Below are 25704 nucleotides of genomic sequence, written 5' to 3'. Positions count from 1 at the left end.
ACTGCGGCCATCGCTCACGTATTCAGGGGAGGGGCACGATGGACTCAGTCACGCAGCAAGGCGGCCCGGACGAGGTTGTCACCTTGGTGGTCAAACACCGCATCAAACCCGGCCACGAAGCCGACTACGAAGCCTGGCTGCGGCGCATCGTGCGCATTGCCGGCGAGCGCCCCGGCCACCTCGGCGTTGACGTGGTGCGCAGCAAGCAGGGCGGCCTGGCGCTGTTCACCTGCGTGCTGCGTTACCGCTCCACCGATGACCTGGAACGCTGGCTGGAGTCGCCGCAGCGCCTGGAGCTGATCAACGAAGCGGCACCGATGCTGGCCGACGGCGACCAGACTGAAGTCGGCGCGGTCAACGAGTTCTGGTTTTCGCCCCTGGCCGACGCGGCTGCCAAGCCGCCGCGCTGGAAGCAGGCGGTGGTCACGCTGCTGGTGATCCTGCCGCTGACCTTGCTGGTACCGATCATCTGGGGCCCGGTACTGAGGCTGCATCCGTTCCTGTCCAACTACATCGTCGCCACCTTCCTGGTCACCCTGACCATCGTTGTACTGGTGGTTTACCTGCTGATGCCGGCGGCCACCCGCCTGTTCGCGCCCTGGCTTGAAGCCTCTGTAAAGGAAACCCTATGAACGCCGATCTGATTCTGTTCAATGGCCAGTTCCACACCGTGGACCGTGAAAATCCCCGCGCTACGGCAGTCGCGATCCACCAGGGACGTTTTGTCGCGGTGGGCACCGACGGCGAAGCCATGGCCCTGCGCGGCAGTGGTACCCAGGTCATCGACCTCAAGGGTCGCACCGTCATCCCTGGCCTTAACGACTCGCACCTGCACCTGATCCGTGGCGGCTTGAACTACAACCTTGAACTGCGCTGGGAAGGCGTGCCGTCCCTGGCCGATGCCCTGCGCATGCTCAAAGACCAGGCCGACCGCACGCCCACGCCGCAGTGGGTGAGGGTGGTGGGGGGCTGGAACGAATTCCAGTTCGCTGAAAAGCGCATGCCCACCCTCGACGAACTCAACCAGGCCGCCCCCGACACGCCGGTGTTCGTGTTGCACCTGTATGACCGCGCCTTGCTCAACCGCGCGGCCCTCCGGGTGGCCGGCTACACCAAGGACACACCGAACCCGCCCGGCGGCGAGATCGTGCGCGACCACAACGGCAACCCCACCGGCATGCTGGTGGCACGGCCCAACGCGATGATTCTCTACGCGACCCTGGCCAAGGGCCCGAAACTGCCTCTGGAATACCAGGTGAATTCCACCCGTCAGTTCATGCGTGAACTCAACCGCCTGGGGCTGACAAGTGCCATCGACGCCGGCGGCGGTTTCCAGAACTACCCCGACGACTACGCAGTGATCGAGCAGTTGGCCAAGGACCAGCAACTGACCGTGCGCATCGCCTACAACCTGTTCACCCAGAAGCCCAAGGAAGAACTCAGCGACTTCAAGAACTGGACCGGCAGCGTGACCCTGCACCAGGGCGACGACTACCTGCGCCACAACGGCGCCGGCGAGATGCTGGTGTTCTCGGCTGCCGACTTCGAAGACTTCCTCGAACCCCGCCCGGACCTGCCGCTGACCATGGAGCAGGAGCTGGAACCGGTGGTGCGCCACCTCGTAGAACAGCGCTGGCCGTTCCGCCTGCACGCCACCTACAACGAGTCGATCTCGCGGATGCTCGACGTGTTCGAGAAGGTCAACCGCGACATCCCGTTCAACGGCCTGCCGTGGTTCTTCGACCACGCCGAAACCATCACCCCGCAGAACATCGAACGGGTGCGGGCGCTGGGCGGCGGTATCGCGATCCAGGACCGCATGGCGTTCCAGGGTGAGTACTTTGTGGAGCGCTACGGCGCCAAGGCTGCCGAGGCCACGCCGCCGATCAAGCGCATGCTCGCCGAGGGCGTGCCGGTGGGCGCTGGCACCGACGCCACCCGGGTGTCGAGCTACAACCCCTGGACCTCGCTGTACTGGATGGTCAGCGGCCGCACCGTGGGCGGGCTGGAACTGCACGCCGAGGGTTTGTCCCGGCTGACCGCCCTGGAACTGTTCACCCACGGCAGCGCCTGGTTCTCTTCCGAGCAGGGCAAGAAAGGCCAGATCAAGGTCGGCCAATTGGCGGACGTGGCGGCCCTGTCGGCGGACTTCTTCAGCGTCGACGAGGAAGCCATCAAGTGGATCGAATCGGTGCTCACCGTGGTCGGTGGCAAGGTGGTCTACGGCGCCGGCGACTTTGAAGATTTCGCGCCGCCTCGCGTGCCCGTGCTGCCGGACTGGTCGCCGGTGGTCAAGGTGCCGGGCCACTGGCGCCCGACTTCACCGCTACAGGCCCAGGTGCACCAGTGCAGCGGCCCCTGTGGTGTGCATTCCCATAGCCATGAACGGGCGCGTCTCTCGAACGTGCCGGTCAGCGACTTCCAGGGTTTCTGGGGCGCGTTTGGCTGCTCGTGTTTTGCCTTCTGAATCTAACCCCAAAGGAGTGTTTCCATGACTTACAAACGCCTGAACAAAGACGACGCCGTGGTCCTGCTGGTGGATCACCAGACCGGCCTGATCTCGCTGGTGCAGGACTTCTCGCCCAACGAGTTCAAGAACAACGTGCTGGCCCTGGCGGACCTGGCCAAGTTCTTCAAGCTGCCGACCATCCTCACCACCAGCTTCGAAAACGGCCCCAACGGCCCGATGGTGCCGGAGTTGAAAGAACTGTTCCCGGACGCGCCGTACATCCCGCGTCCTGGCCAGATCAACGCATGGGACAACGCGGACTTCGTTCAGGCGGTGAAAGCCACCGGGCGCAAGCAACTGATCATTGCCGGTGTGGTGACGGATGTCTGCGTCACCTTCCCGACGCTGTCCGCCCTGGCTGAAGGCTTTGAAGTGTTCGTGGTCACCGATGCGTCGGGCACCTTCAACGAAACCGTGCAACAGGCCGCCTGGGCGCGGATGACGGCTGCTGGTGCGCAGCTGGTGAACTGGTTCTCGGTGGCCTGCGAGCTGCAAGGGGACTGGCGCAACGACATGGAAGGCCTGGCCAACCTGCTGTCGCCGCGCATTCCCAACTATCGCAACCTGATGAACAGCTACTCGGCGCTGGCGGCCAAGTAACCCGCTCTCGGATGTGTAGGTAATCCAATGTGGGAGCGGGCTTGCTCGCGAATGCGGTGTGCCAGTCAATACATGTACCGACTGACCCACCGCATTCGCGAGCAAGCCCGCTCCCACATTTTGATTTGTGGTGTGGCGACTGACCGGCTATAAAACAGCCCAGCGTCCACCGAGAAGCGACAATGAACCCCTTCGAAGACATGCGCCTGTTTTGCCAGGTCATGGAATCCGGCAGCTTCACCGCCGCCGCCGAACACCTTGGCCTGTCCAAGCAATTTGTCAGCCGCCGCCTGATCCAGCTGGAAGAGCGCCTCGGCGTACGCCTGCTCAACCGCTCCACCCGCCGCCTGGACGTCACGCCCCTGGGCCAGAGTTACTACGAATCCGCCCTGCGCCTGCTCAGTGAAGTCGAGCAAGTGGAGCAGGGCATCACCGGGCAAAACACCGACCCCCGAGGCACCATCCGCCTGAGCGCACCGTTGTCGTTTGCCATGGCGCACCTGGGCAGCCTGTTGCCGTTGTTCCTGCAACGCCACCCCCACGTCACCGTGGAAGTCGACCTCAGCGACCGCCCGGTAGACCTGATCAGCGAAGGCTACGACCTGGTGCTGCGCATCGGCACCCTGGAAGACTCGACCCTGATCGCCCGGCGCATCGCCAGTGTGCAGCGCGTCTACTGCGCCAGCCCGGACTACCTGGCCCTCCACGGTACGCCCCAGACCCCCGATGATCTGGTCGACCACGAATGCCTGCCTTACGGCCATGGTCGCCAGGTGCAATGGCACTTCAAGGTCGATGGCAAACCCCACACCCGCAACGTCAGCGGACGCATGCGCGTCAACAACGGTGAGCTGCTGCGGGACGCGGCGATCGCCGGGTTGGGTATCACGTATCTGCCGAACTTTATCGTCGCCCAAGCCTTGCAGGACGGCCGGCTGGTGGCGCTGCTGGAAGACACTACGCCGGAGTCCCTGACCCTGTCAGCGGTGTACCCCCAGCACCGCCAGAGCTCGCGCCCGGTGCAGGCGTTGATCGAGTTTCTGCGTGAGCGCCTGGCCGGCGGTTGTTGAGTCAGAACGCGTACTGCACCCGGCTGTAGTAATACCCGCCGGTAAACCCGAACGGCGAATAGCTGCCCCAGTTATCGCCGAACGAAGAGTTCTTCACGCCGATATGATCCGGGTATTTGTCGAACAGGTTCTGCGCACCCACGGCCACTGTCAGCTGTTTGGTGATTGCATAGGCCACATCGAGGTCGGTGATCCATTTGGCCGAATACGTGCGGTCCAGGCTCGGGTCGCTGGAGCTGTTGACCTCGGTGTAGGTGCCGTAGCGGGTCAAGCGCAGGTTGACGTCGAAGTCGTGGATCGCCCAGTCGGCGGAGAAGATCATCTTGCTGCTGGGTGAGGTTTTGGTAATCAGCGCCCGGGACTGGCGGCCCATCAACTGGAAGTCGCCCAGGGCGGCGAGCTGCGCCGGGGTGTCGTTGACGCTGAGGATTTCCGTGTGGTTGTAGTTCAGCGCCGCGGTCCATTTCACCGAGCCGTAGCGGTCGAGGTTTTGCCGGTAGTTGCCCACCACGTCCACCCCGGAGGTGCGGGTGTTGGCGCCGTTGGTGAAGTACTGCGCGCCGGCGGTGGCCGGTACGCCGATGCCGTCCAGCAGCGCCGCAATGCCCGGGCCCTGGAAGCGCTCGCTGAGTACCAGGCGGTCCCGCAGGTTGATCACGTAGCCGTCCACCGTGAGGCTCAAGTCATCGCTTGGGGTAACGGCAAACCCGAGGCTGAAGTTGGTCGAGCGCTCCGGTTTCAATGACTTGGCACCCAAGGCCTGGGCGCCGGCGGAATCCACCGGCAGGATCACGTAGTTATACGATTGGTACACGCCATTGATGGTGTCGAACCCGGTGGAGCGCGCCGTGAAAATCTCGTTGGCCAGGGACGGCGCACGAAAACCGTTGCTCACGGTGCCGCGCAGGGCAAACACCGGGTTGAACGCATACCGCGTGCTGAGCTTGCCGCTGCGGGTGCCGCCGACGCCTTCGTTGTAATGCTCGTAGCGCCCGGCCACGCCGACGTACCACTGCTCGGTGGGGTAGAAGCCCAGGTCGACATAGCTGGCGACGCTGTTGCGGCTGACCTTCTGCGCGTCTTCGGGGCGGATGCCGTTGGTGACCTGGGCCCCCGGATCGGGACGCTGCCCGGCCCGTGGATGGCCAGCCGGGAACACGTAGCCGCCATCGATATAAGAGGCCTCGGAGCCGGCGCGGGTCTCGTAGCTTTCGCGCCGATGCTCCAGGCCGAACGCTACGTCCAGGGGCTTGGCCAGGCCGATCTCGTAGGTGTTTTTCAGGTCGAGGTTGGTGGTGAGCTGGTCGGCGATGTAGATCCCGGAGGTGAACCTGTTCGGCGTGCTTTCACCCAGGGACGGGTTCTGGTTGTCGTAGGTACGCTGCTTGGCATAGTTGCGCCCGTAGGTACTGCTCAAGTCCCAACCCCAACCGCCGCCGAGGTCGTTACCCTTGGCACCGAAGGCGGATTGAAAGTCGGTCTCGTTGACCAGCCAGTACGGGCTGTAGCCATTGGGGTAGCCATTGGGCCCGGTGGTGATGGTGTTGCGGCCATTGGGCAGGCGGAAGTTCTGGCCGTCGTTGTTCTCCCGGGTCGCCAGGGTGGAGAACGAGTACAGCGTCAGGTCGTCGTTCAGGGGCAAGTCGAGGTTGTAGGCGACGTCGGCCAGTTGGCTGCGGGACGAGCCGTAGCCTTTGTAGGTGTGGTGGCTGGAAGTGGCTTCACGCGGGTCGGGTGAACCATCCGCCAGCGGATAGTAATGGTTGCTGTAGCCATTGCTGCCGGCCTTGTTGTCGCGCTCCTGGTAGCGGGTATCGAGGGACACGTTGAGCACCCCGGCTTCGCCTACCTGGAAGCCATAGTTCAGGGCCTCCTGGCCGGTGCCGCGCTTGCCGTCGTAGTTCTGGCCCAGGGTGGTGTCGGAACTGCCGCCGGTGGTCTGCTTGAGGATGATATTGATCACCCCGGAAATCGCATCCGAACCGTACTGCGCCGCCGCACCGTCGCGCAGCACTTCCACATGGTCGATGGCGGCCACCGGGATCAGGTCGAGGTCGCTGGGAGCGGCGCCGCTGTTGATGCCGTTGATGTTCAGGGTGGCGCTGGTGTGGCGCCGTTTCCCGTTGACCAGCACCAGCACATGGGAGGCGGTCAAGCCGCGCAAGGTGGCCGAGCGCACCACGCCGCTGGCATCCCAGCCGGCGCGGTCGGGCAGGTTGAACGAGGGGATGAGCTTGCCCAGGGCTTCCAACAGGCTCGGCTTGCCCACGGCCCGCAGCTGTTCGCCGCTGATCACATCAATGGGCGTGGGGCTGGTGGTGACGGTACGTTGTTCGGCGCCACGGTTGCCGGTGACGACGACGGTGTCGAGGGTGGGAGAGCGGTCTTCGGCGGATTCGACGCCGAAGGACGCCAGGCCGCACGCCAGCGAGAGCGGCAGCAATAAGGGACGGCTATGCATGAGAGTGAAGCTCCTTGATCCCGGATCGATCCTTGGGTCAGCGTTTGCGCGCGGCAACCGCTTCGATTTCCACCAGCCCGCCGGGCAATGGCAGGGCGACGACTTGCACCGCGGTGCGTGCCGGTTTTTTCGGCTGCTCGGCACTGCCGAAGAACGGCGTGTAGCCTTCCTGCAAACCGGCAAAGTCGAGCTTGCCGCCCTTGGCGGGATCGCCCACCAGGAATATCCGCAACTGCACCACATCCCCCAGATCCAGGCCCTGGCTTTGCAGCACGCCCTTGAGCTTATTGAGGATCGACGTGGTCTGGATGGCCGTGTCGCCATAGGCTGCAAACGAGTCTTTCGGTGCCTTGGGGTCATGCAGGTCGGCCAGCAAGCCGCTGACAAACAGCAGTTCGGTCTGCGGTGGTACCGACACCGCCAGTGAGATCGGGAAGTTCGAGTTGGGCAGCGGCACGCGCTTGATCTCATCGGCGTGGGCGGCGAGGGTGGTGGCGGTCATCAGCAGTCCTGCAAAGAGAGTTTTCATCGATCATTCCTTGAGTGAGAAATTTCAGGCGGCGACGCCCGGTTGCTGGCGTTCGGCATGGCGGCCGATCAGCGAGACGATGCGCCGTGCCGAATCGGCGGCGCTGTTCTGCCAGATGCCGACACCGCCGTGGGCGAGGGCGTCGCTGGCCAGGTAAGTACGGCCCTGGGGCTCGTTGAGCAGGCGGTAGGCGCTTTCGCCGACTTCGTCGTTAACGATCCACGGGCCTTTGCTGTAGCTGACTTTCGACCAGTTGATCGCTACCGGCTTCTGCAGTTTTGCGCTGTGGCCGGGATGCAACAGTTCCACCGCCTGGCGCGAAGAGGCGAACTGTTCGGCCAGGGATTTCTGGCTGAAGGCCTGGGCCGATTCGCTGGTGTTGTAGGCCGCCACCAGAATCCCCTGGGCGCTGTTGAGGCGGTCGCTGGGGTACCACAAGCCTTTGACTTCATGGTCGAGGTACGACAGGCCGCCATAGATGTTGAAGTCGGTTTCCCAGAAGCGCGGCGTCTGCCAGGCCACCTTGTTGGCCTGGTCGCTTTGCGCGGTCTGGATCGCCTGCTTGAACGGCGGCGTGAAGTTGCTCGGCAGCTTCGCCAGCAGTGGCAAGGGCACGGTGACGATGGCGTAGTCGGCGCTCAGGACCTGGGTCTTGCCGCTGATACGGTCGCGGTAGCTGATGCGGCTGCCTTGTTCGGACGTCTGGATATCACTGACTTCAGCGTTAAAGCGCACCGCATCCTTGAGGTGTTCGTAGAAGGCATAGGGAATGCGGTCCATGCCGCCCACCGGCTGGAACATGGTGGATGAAAACTCCGGGATTTCATCGAACACCAGTGCGCCCCACAGCTTGGGGTTAAGCAGGGTTTGCAGCTCCAGTGGCGCGCGCGTCACCCCAGTCTGGTCGCCAGCGCCAGGCACGCGGGTGTAGCCGGAGCGTACCGAACCCTTGTATTGCAGGTCGCCGTTGAGGTCGCCGTACACTTTGAGGAAACTCAGCAACGCTTTGCGGTCATCCACGCTCAGGTCCTGGTCCAACGCCTTGCGGCTGACTGTGCGGGCCAGGAGTTCCGAGAGCTGACCACGGGTGTCATTGACCGCCTGGCGCAACTGGAACGCCGGCTGTTGCGTATCCGGCCGGGCCAAGGCGTTGCGGCTGCTGTTGACCAGTACTTGCAACTCCACGCCCAGCTCGCGGCAGTAGCCGAGAATCGTCTGGTGGTGGCTGGGAATACGCGCAGGGCCGGCGTTGAAAAACTGCCCGTCATCAAAGTCGACGGTCTGGCTGATGCCGTCGTCGAAGTCGACCCTGGTGCCTCGGCGCAGGGTCCAGTTGCGTCCACCCACCCGGTCGCGGGCTTCCAGGATCGTCACGTTGAACCCGGCCTTGCGCAGCTCATAGGCGCTGACCAGCCCGGAGATCCCGGCGCCGACCACCACCACGTTCTTGCCTTTGCCGGTGCTGCCCAATTGCAGCGGGGTAAAGCTCGATGCCACCGCCTGAGGCGTCAGCCCCAGCGCGCCCAATGCGCTGACAGCGGCGGAATAACCGCCCACGGCGGCAATACGGGAAATCAGTTCCCTGCGGGTAAAAGCCATGATTCGCTCCTTGAGATAGCGGTTTGTCAGAGGTCGTAGCGCACGGTCAGCAACAGGGTTCGCGGGTCGTTGACCGAGTAGTAGCGGGCGCCGCTGGAAGGCACGTAGCCCACCGACTGCGGGTAGGCGCGGTCCAGCAGGTTTTTCACCGCGAGGGTGGTGGTCCAGTGGCCGTCGCCGCTGATGTAGCGGGTGTTGGCGTTCCAGAAGGTCTGTTGCGGGATTTCCTGGATGTCGTCATTCAGCGCGTTGGCATAAGACTTGGTCTGGAACTGCGCATCGGTGCCTGCCAGCCAGGTGCCGGGCAGCCCGGCGGGGATGGTGTAGTTGAGGCCCAGGCTGGCGTTCCAGCGTGGCGAGAACACCAGCTGCTTGCCGTTGGCATCCACCCCCGCGCCGCTGGCGTTCTGGAAGTCGTCGTACTTGCTTTGCAGGTAGCCGACGTTGGCGGTCAGTTGCAGGTCGCGGCTCAGGGCCGTGAGGGTTTCCAGCTCCACGCCGTAGGTGTGGGCGCGGCCGACGTTGGTGCGCAGGCTGACCCCCAGCGCCGGGTCATAGGCGTTGGTTTGCAGGTCTTTGTAGTCGTTGTAGAACACCGCGACGTTGGCCCGCAGGCGTTGGTCGAAGAAGTCGCCTTTGACCCCGGTTTCCCAGGTGGTCACATCCTCCGGTGAGAACGCCTGTTCAGCGGCGGCCTGGGTCGGTGCGCGGTTGTCGTAGCCGCCGGCCTTGAAGCCTTTGGCGACATAGGCGTACTGGTTCAAGTGTGGGGTCCAGGCGTATTCGAAGCCGATTTTCGGGCTGGTGGACTGCCAGGATTTGCTCGACTCGGCGGTGAAGTTGGTGCCGGTGATCTGCCGGTCGGTGTTGATCGCGTAGTTGGTGAAGTCGAAATTCTTGTGTTCGCGGGTAAAGCGCAGGCCGGCGATCAGCGACAGTTGCGGCGTCAGCTTGTAGGTGCCCTGGCCGTACAGCGCGTAGCTTTCGGTGTTGGTGGTGCTGTATTGGCCCTGGCCGATCACCCGGTTGCGGGCGACGGAATAGGTGAGGTTGTCGCGGTCGGCGTCGAACTTCTCGCGGTACAGGTACACGCCGGTGCTGAAGCTGAAATCGTCGTAGTCACCGTTGAGTTGGAATTCCTGGGTGGCGTAGTTCTGCTTGTACAGGATCAGGTTGTTCTGGATCAGCGCGGCTTGCCCTGAGTTGTCGTAGTCCACCGGTTGGTGGAACGCCGAGTAGGCCGTCACTGATTTGAAGTTCAGGTTGTCATTGATCGCGTAAATCGCCCGCAGCACCGAGCTGCCCTGGTCCAGGCGGTTTTTCGGGTCGAGGCTGCTGTAGCTCTTGAACTTGTCGAAATGCCCGTTGGCGTCGAAGGGCGTATAGCTGGTGGTGTCGCCCCGGTCGAAGGTACCGGCCAGGGTCAATTGCACATCCCAGGGCGAATCCACCGGCTTGTAGCGCAGCTTGCCGCGATAGGACTGGATGTCGACGTTGTTCACGTCCTTGCCCCGGGTGGGATCGGACACGGTGCCGTCGCGGCTCAGGCGGATAGCGGAGAAACTGCCGAACAGCGCGTTGTCTACCAACGGGCCGCTGATCAGCAGGCGTGCGTTCTGGGCGTCGTAGTTGCCGGCGCCCAGCTCTACAAAACCGCGGGTTTCCTGGGTCGGGTCGCGGGTGATCACCCGGATCGCACCGGCGCTGCTGTTGCGCCCGTACAGCGTGCCCTGGGGGCCACGCAGCACCTCGACGCGCTCCACATCGTTGAAGTCGAGCATCGAGGAAATCGCACGGGGGATGTACAGGTCATCAGCGTAAACGGCGACGGCGGCTTCCTGAATCGGGTCGGTTTCACCGATGCCGCGGATGCCGTAGGTCTGGGCGCTGTAGGAGATCGACTGGCGGCTGAGTGTCAGGTTCGGTACCTGGCCCGCGAGGTCGCGCACGCTGTTGATCTGCTTGTCTTCCAGGGCCTTTTCATCGAACGCGGAAATCGCCAGCGGGGTTTTTTGCAGGTCTTCGCTGCGGTGCTCGGCGGTGACGTTGACCACCGGCAGGGCGGTGTCGTCGGCGTGGGCGGCGAGGCCGAACAGGGCGAGGGAAATGGCCAGTGTCAGGCGATTGGGTACGGCGGTAGGACTCATGATGGACCCCTGAGGTGGTTGACGGTTTAGGCAAAGTCGGGCCTCCACCTGGTCAGGGGTCGGTATTGGATGTAACAGTATTTGTATAAATGCTGGGCGTAAAAGTCCGATTAGTTATAAGTTAATTATAAAAAATGGGTATGTAGTGGTTTGTTTGTAATGCGTAAGGCTGATGATATTTTTCAGCTGATGAAAAACAAATGTGGGAGCGGGCTTGCCCGCGATAGCGGTAGGTCAGTCACATTGATATCGACTGATCCATTGCTATCGCAGGCAAGCCCGCTCCCACATTTTGATTTCTGTTCGGCTTAGTAACCGCGTTGGGTGTTGGCGAGGTTCTCCAGTGGCAGATCACTCAGATACCTTTCCAGGTTGCCCAGGAAACTGTCCGCAATATCATGCCGGCTATTGGTCGAAATCGCCGACGTATGCGGCGACACCCTGACCCTCGGATGCCCATACAGCGCATGCCCATCCGGCAATGGCTCCGGCTCAGTCACGTCCAGCGAAGCCAGCCCAAGACGGCCGCTGTCCAACGCCTCCAGCAGCGCCTCATGATCCACCAATCCTCCCCGGGCAATATTGATCAGGTGCAACCCTGGCTTGGCATTCTCCAGCGCCTCCCGATCCACTATATGTCGCGTGGCCTCGGTCAGTGGCGCGGCCAGCACCAGGTGGTCGGAGCGAGCAAACAGATCATGGATATCCAGCGCCGCCTCCACACCCTCCACGTCAAACGGCGTGTCACTTTGGCGTAATGCCACGATCTTGATCCCCAATCCATGAGCTTTTTGCGCCAGGCTACGGCCAATCGCACCAAACCCCAGAATCCCCAGGGTGGTGCCCTTGAGCGGGCGCAACGCAGTGAACTGCCACTGCGAATCCTGCACCCAGATGTCCGGCAAGTGCTTGGCTGCCGCGAAGATCGCTGCCAGGGCGAACTCCGCGATGTTCTCGGCGGCGCTGCCCCGCGAGGTGCTCACCGGCGGCCCGTTGAACAGCCACTTGGGGTAGAAATCGATACCCGACGACACCACCTGAATCCACTGCACACCATACGGCCAACCCGGTGGTGGTGTGTCCGGGGCGGTGTAGCCACGCACGTTGATCGGTCGGGCCAGCAGGATATTGGCCTGGGGCGGCAAGTCGCTGGGCACGCCGGCGGGTACACCGATGACCTCGGCGCCAGGGTGCGTCAGGGCCAGGCGCTGGCGGATCACTTCATTAAAATCTTCGTCCAGCTGGCTGGCGATAATCACCTGGCTCATGTGCGTTCCTTCTGACGTTGCGCGAAGACGGCTTTGCCGACGCCCTGCAGCACGACGTCGTTCTGCGGTGTATGCACGCGGCTGCACAGCACGTCGCGGTAATGCCGTTGCAGCGGGCTGTGGCGCGACAGGCCGGGATTGCCGGAAGCCTCGATGGCCAACTCGACGGCGCGTATCGCGTTGCCGGTCACCAGGTATTTGATCTGCGCGGCATTGGCCGCCGGGGTGTGCCCGTCGGCGGCGGCATCCAGCAGGCTGCGATTGGCAAACAGCAGGGTGTCGATATGCCCGACGGTCTCCTGAAAGCGCGGCAAGGTCGACAGCGCTGCGCCGAGGTTGGAGGGCTTGCGCTGTTCCAGCCAGTCCACCAGCCAGTCGCGCGCCGCCTGGGCCACGGCGTCGTACACGGATGAGAGCAGCACCGACATCCACAGGAAACCATCGCCGTCCAGTTCGGCCTGCGGCGCGCTCCAGGGGCTGACGCTGACCGCGTGGTCCAGCGGCACCAGCACGTTATCGAACACCACTTCGTGGCTGCAGGTGGCGCGCATGCCCAGGTGGTCCCACGTATCGATAATGCTGATGCCGGGGCTGTCCTTGGGCACCAGCCAGGCACCCACCAGCGGGTCTTCATCGCTGCTGCGGGCCCAGACGCTGAACCACGTCAGGCCGTGGCTGCCGGTAGAGTAGATTTTGCGCCCGCTGATGCGCCAACCGGCGGAGGTACGCCGGGCGATGGTCGCTGGCAGCCCGCCACGGGCCGGGGTGCCGAGGTCGGGTTCGACGCGCAGGGCATTGATCAGCGCCCCATTGCGCACTGCGTCTTCGGCGACCTGGGTGCGCAGCGCGGGCGGCCAGGTTTTGCTGTCTTGCAGGCGCGTGTGTTGCAGGTACTGCATCACCAGGATCAACGCGGTGGAAGGCTCGCCCTTGGCGATGGCACTGATGGCCTTGCGTGCCTGGGCGAGGTTGGCACCGCCACCGCCGAGGGCCTTGGGCACGGTCAGGGCGACGAGGCCGTGTTCGTGCAGCAGTTTGAAGTTGTCGTGGGGGAAGGTGCCGCTTTCATCAACGATGTGTGCAGTGGCGGCGAGCTGGGCGCTGAGGCGTTCCAGCAAGGCTTCGAAATTGGCCACTTCCACGGAGCGCAGTGACGGTTGAGAAGAAAAGCTCATGGTCGGTTCACTCTGGATGGGTGTACACCGATCAATGTGGGAGCTGGCTTGCCTGCGATAGCGGAGTGTCAGCCGCTGAAAATGCAATCTGATACACCGCTATCGCAGGCAAGCCAGCTCCCACACTGGATCGTGTTCGTCTTCTAAATGGGCAGCAACTTGAACTGCCGGTCCCACAACGGGCTGACATCCAGCCGCTCGCTCAACACCCCGGCATTGAAGAACAGGTCGGCGACTTCCTGCTGCGAAGCGATGGCCTGGTCGTTCACCTCGATCACGCTGTAAGGCTGACTGCGGTTGTTGTACACATCGAGGAACACCGCCTTGTCCACCCCCAGCAACTTCGCCGATTTCTCGGCCCACGGCTCGGGGTTGTTGTTCATCCATTCCAGGGTGCGGGCCTGACGCTGCAGGTAATCCTGGATCGCCTGTTTGCGCAGCGGGTCTTCCAGGGCTGCGGGGCGGGCGCCGATCAGGTAGTTGCCGGAGAGGTAGCCAAGGGCGGTTTTCAAGACCCGGGCACCGCTGCGGAATTTCGCCAGTTGGATAAACACCCCGTAGATCACCCAGGCGTCCAGCTGGCCGCTCTGGAACGCGCTGAAACCATCCTGCGGCGTCAGCGCCACGGGGGTGATGTCGTTGAAGGTCAGCCCTTGCTCCTTCAAGGCCTTGATCAGAAAGTAGTGGGAGGTGGTGGAGCGTACGTAGCCCACACGCTTGCCTTTAAGCTGAGCGATGGATTCAATTTTCGACTCCTTGGGAATCAGGATCACCTGGTTATTCACGTCGCCTTGCAGCACCGCGATCAACTTCGGCTCGCGGTGGCTCTGGATTGAAAAGATCGGCGGGATCTCACTCATGCCGCCAATGTCCAGGCTGCCCGAGGCCAGCGCTTCGACGATCAGATTGCCGCCGGCAAACTCGGCGTAGTCGACCTTGTAGGGTGTGTTGGAGGTGCCGGCGTCGTCGGTGAAGTACGAGTCCTGACCACGGTAGGTGGCGACAGCCAGGGTCAGGTCCGAGAGCTTCGCAGGTGCAGCGAAAGCCCGTGGCACCAGCGAGGCGAGGCCCAGCGCGCCAAGGGCAATCGAACTGGCGCCCAGGAAGCCGCGACGATTGAACTGTCCGTGTTTGATCGTGTTCGTCATGGTCGTGCCCTGGTCAGATGGCGATCTGTGTGGGTTGGATTTCAAGGGCGGCGCTGTAGCGGTTGGCCGGCACGTCCAGGCCAAGGTTTTCCCGCAGGGTGACACCGCTGTATTCACGGCGGAACAGACCGCGTTGTTGCAGCACCGGCACCACCTGTTCGGTGAAGTACTGCAGGCCGTCGGGCAGCAGTGAATTAATGATGAAACCATCGGCGGCACCCGCTTCGAACCAGGTCTGGATCGCGTCTGCGACCTGCTCCGGGGTGCCGACGAAATCGCGCTTGGGCCGGGAGAAACGCAGGGCCACTTCCCGCAGGGTCAGGCCTTCATCCCGAGCCAATTGCTTGATGCGGTCGGAGCCGCCTTTCTGGCTGTTGGAGCCCAGGTCGCCGAGTTCCGGGAAGAGTTCGTCCAGCGGGTACTTGCTGAAATCGTGGTCGTTGAACGGGCGGCCCAGGGCGACGATTGCGTCCTCGACGGTCACCAGCTCCACGGCTTGCTGATAGCGGCGTTCCACCTCAGCTTCGTCGCGGCCAACAATTGGCCGGATGCCCGGCAGGATCGACAGTTGATCGGCATCGCGACCGAAACTGCGGGCGCGCTTCTTCAAGTCCTGGGCGTAGGCTTTGGCTTCGTCGAAGGTCTCGGCGTGGACAAAAATTGCGTCGCTGTACTCGGCGGCAAAATTGCGCCCGTCCTCGGAAGTGCCCGCCTGGAAAATCACCGGCTGGCCCTGGCGTGACCGGGCGATATTCAGCGGGCCCTTGACCGAGAAAAACTCGCCCTTGTGCCCCAATGCATGCAGCTTGCCGGGGGTGAAGAACTCGCCGCTTTGCTTGTTGTAGGCGAAGGCATCGTCTTCCCAGGAATCCCATAGGCCCTTGACCACATTCACGTGTTCCTTGGCGATGCGGTAGCGCACGGCGTGGGGCGGGTGTTCGGCCTTGCCGAAGTTGTCGGCGGTGCCGCTGAGCCACGAGGTCACCACGTTCCAGCCGGCGCGGCCGCCGCTGATGTGGTCCAGGGAGGCGAACTGGCGTGCTACCTGGAACGGTTCGGTGTAGCTCACGGTGACGGTCGCCACCAGGCCGATATTCGAGGTCAAGGCGGCGAGGGCCGAAAGGATGGTCAGGGGCTCAAAACGGTTGAGGTAATGGGGGCTGGATTTCTCATGGATATGCAGGCTGTCAGCGATGAACACGAAGTCGAATTTCGCACCTTCGGCCAGTTGCGTTTGATGCTTGTAGAACCCGAAGTTGACGCTGGCATTGGGTTGCGCCTGCGGGTGGCGCCATTCGCCCCAGCCGTGACCGACGCCGTGCACCATGGCACCGAGTTTCAGTTGGCGTTTGCTCATGTTCTTTCTCCTTTTAGCGGGAAGCCTGGGTAAGCGGGGCACGCTTGGCGTTGAAGCTTTTGTCGAAGCCTTGGGAGACGTCGATGTGTTTGGTCAGCAGGCCTTCGTCCTGATAGATGTCGGCGGTGGTTTGCAGGCCGCTGATCACCGAGTCGTCAATCGCCACCGGTTGCATATGGGTGGCGTTGGCCACGGCTACATGCACCTCCAGCGGCAAGCCGGTGATTTTGGCCATGGCGGCGGCGAACGCCTGCGGGTGATCGTTGCTCCAGCGGTAGGCGCGGTCGACCCGCGCCACGAAGTCGTCCAGCTGCACGCGCTTGTCGGCAATCGCCTTACTGGTGGCGGCGAGGTACAGGTGGTTGCTCAGCAGGTTGTTGCCGCTGGCAAGGACCCTGGCCTGGCTCTGGCTGGTGACCACGGTGGTGTAGGGGTCCCAGGTCGACCAGGCATCGGCGGTGCCGTTATCCAGCACCAGGCGTGACTCGCTGGGCAGCAGGAAGATGAACTGCACGTCGTGGGTGGAAAGGCCGGCGCTACGCAGTGCCTTGATCGCCAGGAAATGCCCGATGGAGCCGCGTGTGGTGACGATGCGCTTGCCCTTGAGGTCGGCAAGATCGTGGATGGGCGAATCCTTGGGCACAATGAGCGCGGTGGTGTTGCGGCCTTCGGCGTGGATGATGCTCACCACTTTCAGGGGCGCGCCGGCACCAAGGGCGAACACGTAGGGCGCGTCCCCCAGGGCGCCGATGTCCACGGCGCCAGCGTTGAGGGCTTCGCCCAACGGCGCGGCGGCGGGGAACTCGGACCACTGGATTTCGTAGGGCACATCCCGGGTTTCGCCGGCGACTTCCAGCAGCGCCTTGATGGTGGATTTCTGGTTGGCCACCCGCAGGGGTTGCAGGTCGGCGGCCTGGCAGGTCGCGCCCAAGGTGAGGGCGGCCAGTAAAAGGGCAAGGGTCAAGCGCATCGGGCGGGCTCCAGGCTAGGTCTTGCGTTCAGTCGCCTCCGCCTGGAGAAGGGGTCGGCCTGTAGTGGAAAGAGGAGCGAGCGGGCTCGCTCCCGATGGTATTCAGATCACATAAAACCCATGGGTGCCGTCGCGGGCCAATTGGTCCACCAGGCCGAATTCCCAGTCCAGGTAGGCCTGCATGGCTTCCCTCGGGTTATCGGTGCCTTCGTACGGGCGGCGGTAGCGGTCGATGCGCGGTGAAGCGAGGCGGGTTTCGCCTTCTTCCAGGGGCAGTTGCGCGGCGATCCAGCTGGCGGTGCCTTCCTGCAGCAGGAACACGGGCTTGCCGGTCAGCGCTTCGACTTCGGCGACTGCAAGGCGCGCCAGTTGGCTGCTGCCGCAGGTCAACACGTAGCGTTCGGCCGCAGGCACTTTGCGCAAGGCCTCTGGCAGTTGCCCGCGTAACGCCCACCACGCACCGGGGATATGGCGCTTGACGTAGTTGGCGCTGGCGGTGAAATCCAGTACCGCGGTGTCGCCATGGGCCTGCCATTCGGCGAGGGTGTGCGGGCTGATCAGTTCGGCCTGTTGCGGTGGCGGGACGGGGGCGACCCAGGCGCCCGGTTCGCTGAAGTGCGCAGGTTGCAGGTCATCCAGCACATGCACTTCCCAACCCAGTTGCGCGAGCCAGGACGCAGACATATTGGCCCGCACGCCGTCGTCATCCACCAGTACCAGCCGGGCGCCGCGTACGCTGGCAACGTGATCGGTTTCCTGCACCAGTTGGCCGCCCGGTGTGGAGCGCGAGCCGGGCAGATGGCCGGTGGCGAATTCTTCCGGGGTGCGTACGTCGAACAGGTAAGTGGTGCGTGCCGCTTCCTGCTGCCAGCGTTGCAGGTCGGCGAGGGTGGCGCGGCCTACGTGGGCCCTGTCGGCGACTTGGCGGGCGTCCTTGGCGGCGATCTGGCGGTGTTCTTCCGAGGTGGGCGCAAAGCGTCGAGCCTGACCGTGTTGCAACTTCTGCCCGGCGAGGGTCCAGCCGATGGTGCCGTTGCGCAAGGCAGACACCGGGTTGGCGATGCCCGCATTGATCAGCGACTGGGTGCCGATGATGCTGCGGGTACGCCCGGCGCAATTGACGATGATGCGGGTGGCCGGGTCGGGCGCCAGCTCACGGGCGCGCAGCACCAGTTCGGCGCCGGGCACGCTGATGCCGGTGGGAATGCTCATGGTCTGGTATTCATCAAAGCGCCTGGCGTCGAGCACCACCACGTCGGCGTTGCTGTCGAGCAAGGCCTGCACTTCTTCAGCGGCCAGCGACGGCGTGTGGCGCTGGCTTTCCACCAGTTCGCCAAAGGCTTTACTCGGTACGTTGACGTCGATGAACAGCTCGCCACCGGCGTTGCGCCAACCGTCCAGGCCGCCTTCCAGCAGGCTGACCTGGGTATAGCCGAGGGCTTGCAAGCGCTGGGCGGCGATCTGTGCCAGACCTTCACCGTTGTCGTACACCGTCACCTGGGTATCCCGGCGTGGGATGCGTGAATACACCTCCAGTTCCAGCTTCGACAGCGGGATATTCGCGGCGAACAGCGGGTGGGATTCGGCGAAAGGCGCTTCCTCACGCACATCCACAAGGGCGACTTCTTCACGGTCCAGCAGGGCCTGGCGAATCTGGGCGAAGCTGCGGTTCGATGCAGTCATAGGGCAGGGCTCTCTTTGGACAGGGCGTCTTTGGACAAATCCCAGATGTTCGGGAGAAAGGCGTTGGAATAACCGGAGATAAACAGTTTCTCGCTGCCGTCCGGCTGGTACACGGCGCGGCGCACGGCACCGATATTGGCGCCGTAGACATGAATGCTGATGGACACCTGGTCGCTGAAGGCATTGCTGACCTGATGGATATCACCGATCTTCGGCGACACGGCTTCCACCTGGCCGGGTTCGAGCTGGATGCGCTTGCCGTCGGCGACCAGTACGCCCTCGGCGTTTCGCTCAAAGCCCTGGGAATACTCGGAGCCGCGCAGCATGCCGATCAGCCCCCACACGCGATGGTCATGGATTGGCGTGGTTTGCCCCGGCCCCCACACAAAGCTGACGATGCTGAAGCGCTGGCGCGAATCAGCGTGCAGCAAGAACTGTTGATAGCGCTCGGGGTTGGGTTGGGCAAATTCGTCCGGCAGCCAGTCATCGTGGCTCACCAGTTGCGCCAGCAGCTTGCCGCCGCGATGCAGCAGGTCGCCTTCGCGAGGGTTGCCGTCGATCAATTCCGCCAGGGCGCCAATGAATGCTCTGAGTCTCTCCGGGTGTCGGGCCTGGGTCATGACAATTCCATCGTGGGTGGTTCGTGGTGATGGGTTTATCTAAGCATAATGTTTATAGTTAATATGCTATTTTTTAATGATTAGGTTATAGCGGAAAGTAATTTAGAACCGGTTTGAATAGCGTTAGACGTTATCGATCGAGCGGCAGGCTATCCAGCCACCGTTTATGGAACTATGCTTTTCACACATCTTAATGACTGTTCTCTATGTGCGGCCCAAATGAAAATTGACGATATCGATGCCTTTGTCGAAGTGATTCGTTGCCAGTCCATCAGCCATGCCGCCGAGTCGTTGCAACTGACCCAGCCGGCCATCACCCGTCGCGTGCAGAACTTCGAGCAGGCGCTGGGGGTGGAGTTGTTTGACCGCAACACCAAGCCGCTCAAGCCTACTTTGATCGGTACGCGGGTGTATGAACAGTGCCGTTCGATCCTCCGGGAAATGGACGCCCTGCGCGAACTGGTGGCCACCGACGCACCGCCCACTGGCCTGCTGCGCCTGGGCGTGCCGCAAACCATCGGCGACGTGGTGCTGCTGGATGCCCTCAAGCACCTGCGCAGTGAATTCCCCGACCTGCGCGCCCAGGTAGCTACCGGCTGGGGCAGCCAACTGGTGGGCAAGATCGAGCGCGGCGAACTGGACGCGGCAGCGGCGCTGTTTCCGGCGGGCAAGATCTTCCCGGATAACATCGTCGGCGAGTCCATCGGCAAGATGGAACTGGTGGTGGTCTGCGCCAAGGCCCAACTGCCCAAGAAGCCCTGCAAGCTGGCGGACGTGTACCAGAACGGCTGGATCCTCAACCCGGATGGCTGTGGCTTCCGCGCCGGGCTGCAACGCACCTTGTCGGACCAGGGCCTGGCGCTACGGGTCAACCTGGAGACCTTTGGCACGGAGCTGCAACTGGGCCTGGTGGCTGACGGCCTGGGCCTTGGCCTGGTGCCACGCCCGCTGCTGGAACGCAGTGCCCATCGCGATCAACTGGCGGCCATGCCGCTGAAGGACTTCAAGCCGGTGATGGACCTGTGGCTGATCTACCCGCATTTCCTTGGCAATCTGCAAGGGCCGGTGGATGCGTTTGGCAAGCTGGTGGCGGCGTCGCTGCACAAGGTTCGCAATGCAGCGTGATATGAAAAAAAATAATAATTAGCTTAGATTAAAATGTGCTTTTTATTATTTTTGGTCATCCCCTAGGCTTGCCTGGAAGTCCTTAAGGCCATCCAGGAAGTTTTGCCATGAGCAGCGTCACCTCGATCTCCAGTGTCTCGAACAACGTCCGCCAGCGGGTCACCCCGGAAGAGTGGGAGGTGCGCGTCAAGCTGGCGGCGGCCTATCGGTTGGCCGCCTTGTACAAGTGGACCGACCACATCTACACCCACTTCTCCGCCCGTGTGCCGGGGCCTGAGGAGCATTTTCTGATCAATGCCTATGGGCTGTTGTTCGATGAGATCAGCGCTTCGAATCTGGTCAAGGTGGATATTGACGGTACGATCGTCGATGACCCTACCGGTCTGGGTATCAACTATGCGGGCTATGTGATTCACAGTGCTATCCATGGGGCTCGCCACGATTTGCAGGCGGTGCTGCACACGCATACACGCGATGGTATTGCGGTGTCGGCGCAGAAGGATGGGTTGTTGCCGATCTCCCAGCATTCCATCGGGTTTTCCGGGCGCGTGGCGTACCACGGGTATGAAGGTGTGGCCCTTGACCTGGATGAGCGTGAGCGGTTGGTGGCGGACCTGGGGGACAAGAGTGTGATGATCCTGCGTAATCATGGGTTGCTGACGGCGGGGGTGAGTGTGGAGCATGCGTTCCAGCAGCTGCAGGGGCTGGAGCGGGCGTGCAATATCCAGATTGCGGCGCAGGCGGGGGGGAATGCCGAGTTGATCTTTCCGCCGGCGGAGGTGGTGGCCAAGGTTGAGAAGCAGGCGGAGGTGTTCAAGAGCGGGGATGGGCCGGGGGTGGTGCGACATTGGAATGCGTTGATTCGGCAGTTGGAGCGTACGGATACTGATTACAAACTTTGAAGTTGGTCTGCAATCAGGGCAGGGGAGTACATATCCATTCCTTCGGTTACGGCTTCTATTGGTTCCGCTCTTACAGCCATCCCTTTCAAGGTCTGCGTTTAAAAGTCCGTTTAAGGCCATGTTTAAGTACGTTTATCCGACTTGGCCGCCTTAAGCACCCTAGCTGTTGAGACATGCGCCCGTGCTGCCTTACCTTCCAGCCACTCCTTGGGCTTGGCTACTTTGGGGCCACGAGGGCTTTTTGCTACGGACTTAGGTTTGATCATCCTTGCCAGGGCCAGCAATCGCTCTGCCAGCCCTTGCGGAGTCTTTTCAAGAGGGAAATTTTCCGCAGGCAATGCGATCTGCAAGCCTTGATAATCACTGCGAACATGCACCGCCAAATGGAAAATCGAAACCTGCCAACCCTCTGGCTGCGTTTCTCGGTGCGCCTGCTCAACGCTACGCTTGAGAACCGACAAAACGTTGTAAGCCAGGACCGCCGAGGCAAAGCCCAATAGCGCGGCTTTCGGGCTGCCAAGGCCTGTAATTTCACTGTCCAGTACCGACTCAAGGCGCTGAAACATTCCTTCGATACTCCAGCGATGACGGTATAAATCGGCTATCTGCCGGGCACCGATGGTGTCGGGCAAATTGCTCCAGAACCACATCACCAAATCACCTGAGTCATTCGCCGTTTGCAGGCTCAACTCAACACGTCGCCAGCGGCGGCCACCCTTCACTTCGATGATTTGTTCGCGAACGGTTCCGCTATCGACCGTCCCTGAGTCTTGCCACTCACTTTCCTGGACCAGGCGTGGATGCTTGCTGGGTTGGCGAACGATGAACGAAGCCCCCGTGTCCTCGCAGGCTTGCAGGATGGGCAGCGTGCAATAGAGCCGGTCAGCCATCCACAACTGGCCCGCGCATGCGCGGGCCAGCAGCGGTAAAACACTGACTCGCTCACTGGCGTAGGCATCTTCCCACGGCTGAAGATCAACGACTAAATCCAGATCCGGATCGTAGGCAACTACTGAAAATCCTGGGCGCGCTGCGCCGCGCTCATTGCGCAGAGCGCCTAGACGTTTTTCAGTGGCCGGCAAGTGGTTGCCATCCACAATACGCAACTGCCAGCCGGGCAGGATCGATGAATGGCCGAGCGTTTCGACGGTTGGTATCAAACGTTCGGCACTGCCCGAAATGAGGGCGCGAAGCAGCTCGGGTTCGGTTCGCTTGATCTTGTCATAGAGTGCCGAAACACTGACCGAAAGGCCCTCCATCTTGCGCGCCGCCGCGTGCAACGACGGCCTCAAGCCCAATGAAACAAGGGACATCAGCTCAACAACGGTTGAAAACAAAAGCTCACGTGAGTACTGCCGTTGGCGGTGATCATCGAACACCTTGTCAACCCAAGCGGCATCTACTGCCTGCTCTAATATCAACTTGGTCATGACGCTGGCCGGAGCCTGTTTTTCAAACCGTTCTAAAACCTTTTCCCACATAGTTTCGTCGTCCTGACTGGATTGGTTAGGGGATTTTAAACCAAGACCTTGAAAGGGATGGCTCTTACAGCGGCTCACTTTTGAAAAGCGCAAAAGTAAGCAAAACGCTCTTGCCCCACCACTCGGCACCTCGCTTAGGCTCGGTGTGCCCTCACTCCGGCTTTGGACCGTGGGCCGCCGCGATGGGCCATCCTTGGCCCAGCGCGGCTAACCCGGCGTCCTGCCGGGTTACCCACGCTCCAAAGCCTGCGTTCGGCCAGCGTGGTTTAATGGGGCGCCTAAGATCAAGATCAAAAGCAGATCAAGAGCACAGCGGCCTCCCGGCCGGCTTGAGTGTTGAAGAGCAAAATCAAAAGCCAAAGCGGGCACGGTTCAAATGTGGGAGCTGGCTTGCCTGCGATGGCATCACCTCGGTGTATCTGAAGAACCGAGTTGTCTGCATCGCAGGCAAGCCAGCTCCCACAGAAAAGCAGAGCTGCATCAGCTTCAGATTTGGCTTTCGCTCTGGCTTTTGATCTGGCTTTTAACACTCAAGCCGGCCGGTAGGCCGCTGTGCTCTTGCTTTTGATCTTGATCTGACTGCCCCAATAAGCCCGAGGCCGAACGCAGGTATTGCGGAGCGGGTAAACCGGCAGGACGCCGGTTTAGCCGCGCCGGGCCATGGATGGCCCGTCGCGGCGGCCCGCGGAGCAATGCCGGAGTGAGGGAACACCGAGCCTAAGCGAGGTGCCGACAGGCGGGGCAGAGCCCTTTGCTTACTTTGGGGCTTTTCCAAAGTGAGCCGCTGTAAGAGCGGAACCATAGGTGGCCGTTACCGAAGAAACGGATATGTCCCCGGTCCACCTCAAACCTACTGTCAGGCCACTTTTCCAGCCACCTGGCGCTCCCGCTCAGCCACCAACTGCCGAGTCAGCGGTATCAGCCGCTTCCCATAATCGATCGCATCATTCAGAGGATCAAACCCACGAATCAAAAAGGTCGTAATACCCAGGTCGTAATAGTCGAGCAACGCCTCGGCCACCTGATCAGCCGTACCCACCAGCGACGTAGAGTTACCCTGAGCCCCCAGCAGCCCGGCAATCCCGGTCCACAATCGCTTATCCAACCGCGAACCCTGAGCCGCCGCCGCCAACAACCGACGCGAGCCCTCATTCGGCGGTTCACGCCTCACAAACCCACTCTTCTCAGCCAACGCCGTCGCCTGCTCCAGGATGCGATCCGCACGCTCCCACGCCAGTGCTTCAGTCTCCGCCAGAATCGGCCGCAACGACAAACTGAAGCGAACCGTACGCCCATGCTTCGCCGCTTCCGCCCGCACCTGGGTGACCACTTCCTTCACCTGCTCGTAGGTCTCACCCCACAGCGCATACACATCCGCATGTTTGCCCGCCACCGCAATGGCCGCCGCCGAAGACCCGCCAAAATACAACGGTATGTGCGGCTGCTGCGGCGACTTCACCGTCGAAAACGCACCCTCGTACCGGTAGTAAGTGCCGTGATGGTCGAAGGGCTTTTCGCTGGTCCATTCCTGCCGCACCACGCTCAAATATTCGTCGGTGCGCGCATAACGTTCGTCCTTGTCGATATGGCTGCCATCGGCCCGCAGTTCACGGTCGTCACCGCCGGTGATGATGTGCACGGCGGTGCGCCCGCCGTTGAACACATCCAGCGTCGCGAACTGGCGGGCGGCGAGGGTGGGTTGGACAAAGCCGGGCCGGTGGGCAATCAGGAACTGCAGCTTTTTCGTCACGCTGGCCGCGTGGGCGGCGATCAATGTGCTGTCCGGGCTGTTGGAGTGGAACGCTACGAGGGCGCGGTCGAAGCCGGCTTCCTCATGGGCGCGGGCCACGGTTTCCACGTAGTCGGGCTGCAAGGTCGGGCCGCTGCGAGGGTGGATCTCGGAGGCGTGGTGGCCGCCGATATAGCCGATAAATTCGATGCTCATGGTCAGTCCTTGTTGAGGGCAGGAATAAAGCTGCTATCGAAAATAGGGGCCGCACCCGGGCCTGTAAAATGCCGATTGGTTCTATCCTAATTATAAAAATACAGAATCATAGTTTTAGATGGTTATCAGTAATGTGCATTTTAATCGCATTAGGTTATTCCCAAATAGAATTTCACTGAGGTTTTTTATGCGAATAGCATGAAACCGCAGCGGCGCTCCTGGCCGTGTTCTTGATGAGGAAGGAAGCCCGATGACTGAAAAGTCCCTTAACGCCAGTTCGTTTTCCGTCGACAAGGCCGAGGATCAGGCCGGGGTCGCATCCCGCTTGATTCCACGCTGGTTGCGCAACTGGCGCACTCCCGATGTGTTGCTGCGGCTGGTGAGCCCGATTGTGTTGTTGCTGCTGTGGGAACTGGCCTCTGAGCTGGGCTTTATTCCGGTCCGGATCATCGCCGCGCCGTCGCAGATTGGCGGCACCTTGTGGGCGATGATTGTTTCCGGTGAGTTGGGCAAGCACCTGCTGGTGTCGCTGCAACGGGCGCTGCTGGGCTTGAGCATCGGCGTCAGTATCGGCGTGGTGGCTGCGCTGATCACCGGCCTGTCCAAGCGTGGTGAGGTGATCCTCGACTCACCGATGCAAATGCTGCGCACCATTCCTTCCCTGGCGCTGGTGCCGTTGTTCATCCTCTGGTTCGGCATCGGCGAGTTCACCAAGATCGCGCTGATCGTCACCGGCACCACGTTTCCGGTGTACCTCAACCTGTTCGCCGGCATCCGCAACATCGACCCCAAATTGATCGAGGCTGCCAACACCCTCGGCCTTAACCGCCGCGAGCTGATCTGGCATGTGATCCTGCCGGGCTCGCTGCCTTCGTTTTTTGTCGGCCTGCGCTATTCCCTGGGCATCTCCTGGCTGGCCCTGGTGTTCGTCGAGCAAATCAACACCACCGCCGGTATCGGCTACCTGGCCAGTGATGCGCGGGACTTCATGCGCACCGACGTGATCGTGATCTGCCTGTTGATCTACAGCGTGTTGGGTCTGCTGATCGATGGCCTGATCCGCACTCTGGAACGTTTTGCCCTGGCCTGGCGCCCATCGTTTGTGAGGAACTGAC

The 25704-nt window shown here is 62.0% G+C and carries 20 protein-coding genes; 7 read left to right on the top strand and 13 right to left on the bottom strand.

Features of this window, described 5'->3' with window-relative positions; translation table 11 throughout:
• Window positions 1–38: 38 nt before the first annotated feature.
• From BLU46_RS02335 to BLU46_RS02320, 4 genes are all read left to right on the top strand, one after another.
• Window positions 39–632 (top strand): antibiotic biosynthesis monooxygenase, encoded by a 594-nt coding sequence (locus BLU46_RS02335; protein WP_063031035.1) that lies wholly within the window; start codon window positions 39–41, stop codon window positions 630–632.
• Window positions 629–2467 (top strand): amidohydrolase, encoded by a 1839-nt coding sequence (locus BLU46_RS02330; protein ID WP_093198015.1) that lies wholly within the window; start codon window positions 629–631, stop codon window positions 2465–2467. The genes BLU46_RS02335 and BLU46_RS02330 overlap by 4 nt, the downstream gene beginning before the upstream one ends.
• Before the next feature lie 24 nt (window positions 2468–2491).
• Complete coding sequence (gene ycaC / locus BLU46_RS02325; RefSeq protein WP_093198011.1) at window positions 2492–3109, top strand: isochorismate family cysteine hydrolase YcaC; 618 nt, start codon at window positions 2492–2494, stop codon at window positions 3107–3109.
• Between the two features lie 182 nt (window positions 3110–3291).
• The gene (locus tag BLU46_RS02320; RefSeq protein WP_093198006.1) at window positions 3292–4179 is read left to right on the top strand and encodes a LysR family transcriptional regulator; all 888 of its coding nucleotides are present in this window, start codon (window positions 3292–3294) and stop codon (window positions 4177–4179) included.
• Window position 4180: 1 nt separating this feature from the next.
• Here BLU46_RS02320 and BLU46_RS02315 read toward each other — a convergent pair whose 3' ends face one another.
• From BLU46_RS02315 to BLU46_RS02265, 11 genes are all read right to left on the bottom strand, one after another.
• A complete protein-coding gene (locus BLU46_RS02315) occupies window positions 4181–6640 on the bottom strand; it encodes a TonB-dependent receptor plug domain-containing protein (RefSeq protein WP_093198001.1) in 2460 nt (819 codons plus the stop codon).
• 37 nt (window positions 6641–6677) lie between these two features.
• Window positions 6678–7169 (bottom strand): RidA family protein, encoded by a 492-nt coding sequence (locus BLU46_RS02310; protein WP_093197996.1) that lies wholly within the window; start codon window positions 7167–7169, stop codon window positions 6678–6680.
• Between the two features lie 24 nt (window positions 7170–7193).
• Window positions 7194–8768: a flavin monoamine oxidase family protein gene (locus BLU46_RS02305; RefSeq protein WP_063031022.1), complete on the bottom strand. Its 1575-nt coding sequence runs from the start codon at window positions 8766–8768 to the stop codon at window positions 7194–7196.
• Between the two features lie 26 nt (window positions 8769–8794).
• Window positions 8795–10915, bottom strand: coding sequence for a TonB-dependent receptor (locus tag BLU46_RS02300; protein ID WP_093197993.1), 2121 nt, complete (start codon window positions 10913–10915; stop codon window positions 8795–8797).
• A 308-nt stretch (window positions 10916–11223) separates the two neighbouring features.
• On the bottom strand, window positions 11224–12183 hold the full coding sequence (locus BLU46_RS02295) for a D-isomer specific 2-hydroxyacid dehydrogenase family protein (RefSeq protein ID WP_063031019.1): 960 nt from the start codon (window positions 12181–12183) through the stop codon (window positions 11224–11226).
• Window positions 12180–13358, bottom strand: coding sequence for an acyl-CoA dehydrogenase family protein (locus BLU46_RS02290; protein ID WP_093197990.1), 1179 nt, complete (start codon window positions 13356–13358; stop codon window positions 12180–12182). The genes BLU46_RS02295 and BLU46_RS02290 overlap by 4 nt, the downstream gene beginning before the upstream one ends.
• A 143-nt stretch (window positions 13359–13501) precedes the next feature.
• Window positions 13502–14506, bottom strand: coding sequence for an ABC transporter substrate-binding protein (locus tag BLU46_RS02285; RefSeq protein ID WP_093197985.1), 1005 nt, complete (start codon window positions 14504–14506; stop codon window positions 13502–13504).
• Between the two features lie 13 nt (window positions 14507–14519).
• The gene (locus BLU46_RS02280; protein WP_093197980.1) at window positions 14520–15863 is read right to left on the bottom strand and encodes an LLM class flavin-dependent oxidoreductase; all 1344 of its coding nucleotides are present in this window, start codon (window positions 15861–15863) and stop codon (window positions 14520–14522) included.
• 13 nt (window positions 15864–15876) lie between these two features.
• On the bottom strand, window positions 15877–16833 hold the full coding sequence (locus BLU46_RS02275) for an ABC transporter substrate-binding protein (RefSeq protein WP_063031012.1): 957 nt from the start codon (window positions 16831–16833) through the stop codon (window positions 15877–15879).
• Window positions 16834–16935: 102 nt separating this feature from the next.
• Entirely contained in the window at window positions 16936–18516 is a 1581-nt protein-coding gene (locus BLU46_RS02270; protein ID WP_093197975.1) for a rhodanese-related sulfurtransferase, read from the bottom strand.
• Complete coding sequence (locus BLU46_RS02265; protein WP_063031008.1) at window positions 18513–19136, bottom strand: cysteine dioxygenase family protein; 624 nt, start codon at window positions 19134–19136, stop codon at window positions 18513–18515. The genes BLU46_RS02270 and BLU46_RS02265 overlap by 4 nt, the downstream gene beginning before the upstream one ends.
• A 219-nt stretch (window positions 19137–19355) precedes the next feature.
• On the opposite strand from BLU46_RS02265, the gene BLU46_RS02260 reads away from it, so the two are divergent.
• The gene (locus tag BLU46_RS02260; protein WP_063031006.1) at window positions 19356–20261 is read left to right on the top strand and encodes a LysR family transcriptional regulator; all 906 of its coding nucleotides are present in this window, start codon (window positions 19356–19358) and stop codon (window positions 20259–20261) included.
• A gap of 107 nt (window positions 20262–20368) precedes the next feature.
• The gene (locus tag BLU46_RS02255; protein WP_093197970.1) at window positions 20369–21163 is read left to right on the top strand and encodes a class II aldolase/adducin family protein; all 795 of its coding nucleotides are present in this window, start codon (window positions 20369–20371) and stop codon (window positions 21161–21163) included.
• A gap of 122 nt (window positions 21164–21285) precedes the next feature.
• Here the strand turns inward: BLU46_RS02255 and BLU46_RS02250 are convergent, their stop codons facing one another.
• Entirely contained in the window at window positions 21286–22593 is a 1308-nt protein-coding gene (locus tag BLU46_RS02250) for an IS4 family transposase (RefSeq protein ID WP_081253266.1), read from the bottom strand.
• Window positions 22594–23500: 907 nt separating this feature from the next.
• Entirely contained in the window at window positions 23501–24589 is a 1089-nt protein-coding gene (locus BLU46_RS02240; RefSeq protein WP_063031002.1) for an LLM class flavin-dependent oxidoreductase, read from the bottom strand.
• A 250-nt stretch (window positions 24590–24839) separates the two neighbouring features.
• Here BLU46_RS02240 and BLU46_RS02235 point away from each other — a divergent pair, with 250 nt between their 5' ends.
• Window positions 24840–25703 (top strand): ABC transporter permease, encoded by an 864-nt coding sequence (locus BLU46_RS02235; RefSeq protein WP_063031000.1) that lies wholly within the window; start codon window positions 24840–24842, stop codon window positions 25701–25703.
• Window position 25704: the final 1 nt, after the last annotated feature.

Origin of the sequence: Pseudomonas yamanorum, from assembly GCF_900105735.1 — a bacterium.
Lineage (GTDB): Bacteria > Pseudomonadota > Gammaproteobacteria > Pseudomonadales > Pseudomonadaceae > Aquipseudomonas > Aquipseudomonas yamanorum.
Note: the sequence above shows the minus strand (reverse complement) of the source record. Positions and strands in the feature narration are given on the sequence as shown.

Bases quoted from the DNA above. Each gene is read 5' to 3' on its own strand.
- BLU46_RS02330 (WP_093198015.1), top strand. From the start codon at position 629: ATGAACGCCGATCTGATTCTGTTCAATGGCCAGTTCCACACCGTGGAC.
- ycaC (WP_093198011.1), top strand. From the start codon at position 2,492: ATGACTTACAAACGCCTGAACAAAGACGACGCCGTGGTCCTGCTGGTG.
- BLU46_RS02285 (WP_093197985.1), bottom strand. From the start codon at position 14,506: ATGACGAACACGATCAAACACGGACAGTTCAATCGTCGCGGCTTCCTG.
- BLU46_RS02335 (WP_063031035.1), top strand. From the start codon at position 39: ATGGACTCAGTCACGCAGCAAGGCGGCCCGGACGAGGTTGTCACCTTG.
- BLU46_RS02300 (WP_093197993.1), bottom strand. From the start codon at position 10,915: ATGAGTCCTACCGCCGTACCCAATCGCCTGACACTGGCCATTTCCCTC.
- BLU46_RS02260 (WP_063031006.1), top strand. From the start codon at position 19,356: ATGAAAATTGACGATATCGATGCCTTTGTCGAAGTGATTCGTTGCCAG.
- BLU46_RS02315 (WP_093198001.1), bottom strand. From the start codon at position 6,640: ATGCATAGCCGTCCCTTATTGCTGCCGCTCTCGCTGGCGTGCGGCCTG.
- BLU46_RS02270 (WP_093197975.1), bottom strand. From the start codon at position 18,516: ATGACTGCATCGAACCGCAGCTTCGCCCAGATTCGCCAGGCCCTGCTG.
- BLU46_RS02265 (WP_063031008.1), bottom strand. From the start codon at position 19,136: ATGACCCAGGCCCGACACCCGGAGAGACTCAGAGCATTCATTGGCGCC.
- BLU46_RS02240 (WP_063031002.1), bottom strand. From the start codon at position 24,589: ATGAGCATCGAATTTATCGGCTATATCGGCGGCCACCACGCCTCCGAG.
- BLU46_RS02235 (WP_063031000.1), top strand. From the start codon at position 24,840: ATGACTGAAAAGTCCCTTAACGCCAGTTCGTTTTCCGTCGACAAGGCC.
- BLU46_RS02310 (WP_093197996.1), bottom strand. From the start codon at position 7,169: ATGAAAACTCTCTTTGCAGGACTGCTGATGACCGCCACCACCCTCGCC.
- BLU46_RS02280 (WP_093197980.1), bottom strand. From the start codon at position 15,863: ATGAGCAAACGCCAACTGAAACTCGGTGCCATGGTGCACGGCGTCGGT.
- BLU46_RS02290 (WP_093197990.1), bottom strand. From the start codon at position 13,358: ATGAGCTTTTCTTCTCAACCGTCACTGCGCTCCGTGGAAGTGGCCAAT.
- BLU46_RS02255 (WP_093197970.1), top strand. From the start codon at position 20,369: ATGAGCAGCGTCACCTCGATCTCCAGTGTCTCGAACAACGTCCGCCAG.
- BLU46_RS02250 (WP_081253266.1), bottom strand. From the start codon at position 22,593: ATGACCAAGTTGATATTAGAGCAGGCAGTAGATGCCGCTTGGGTTGAC.
- BLU46_RS02295 (WP_063031019.1), bottom strand. From the start codon at position 12,183: ATGAGCCAGGTGATTATCGCCAGCCAGCTGGACGAAGATTTTAATGAA.
- BLU46_RS02320 (WP_093198006.1), top strand. From the start codon at position 3,292: ATGAACCCCTTCGAAGACATGCGCCTGTTTTGCCAGGTCATGGAATCC.
- BLU46_RS02275 (WP_063031012.1), bottom strand. From the start codon at position 16,833: ATGCGCTTGACCCTTGCCCTTTTACTGGCCGCCCTCACCTTGGGCGCG.
- BLU46_RS02305 (WP_063031022.1), bottom strand. From the start codon at position 8,768: ATGGCTTTTACCCGCAGGGAACTGATTTCCCGTATTGCCGCCGTGGGC.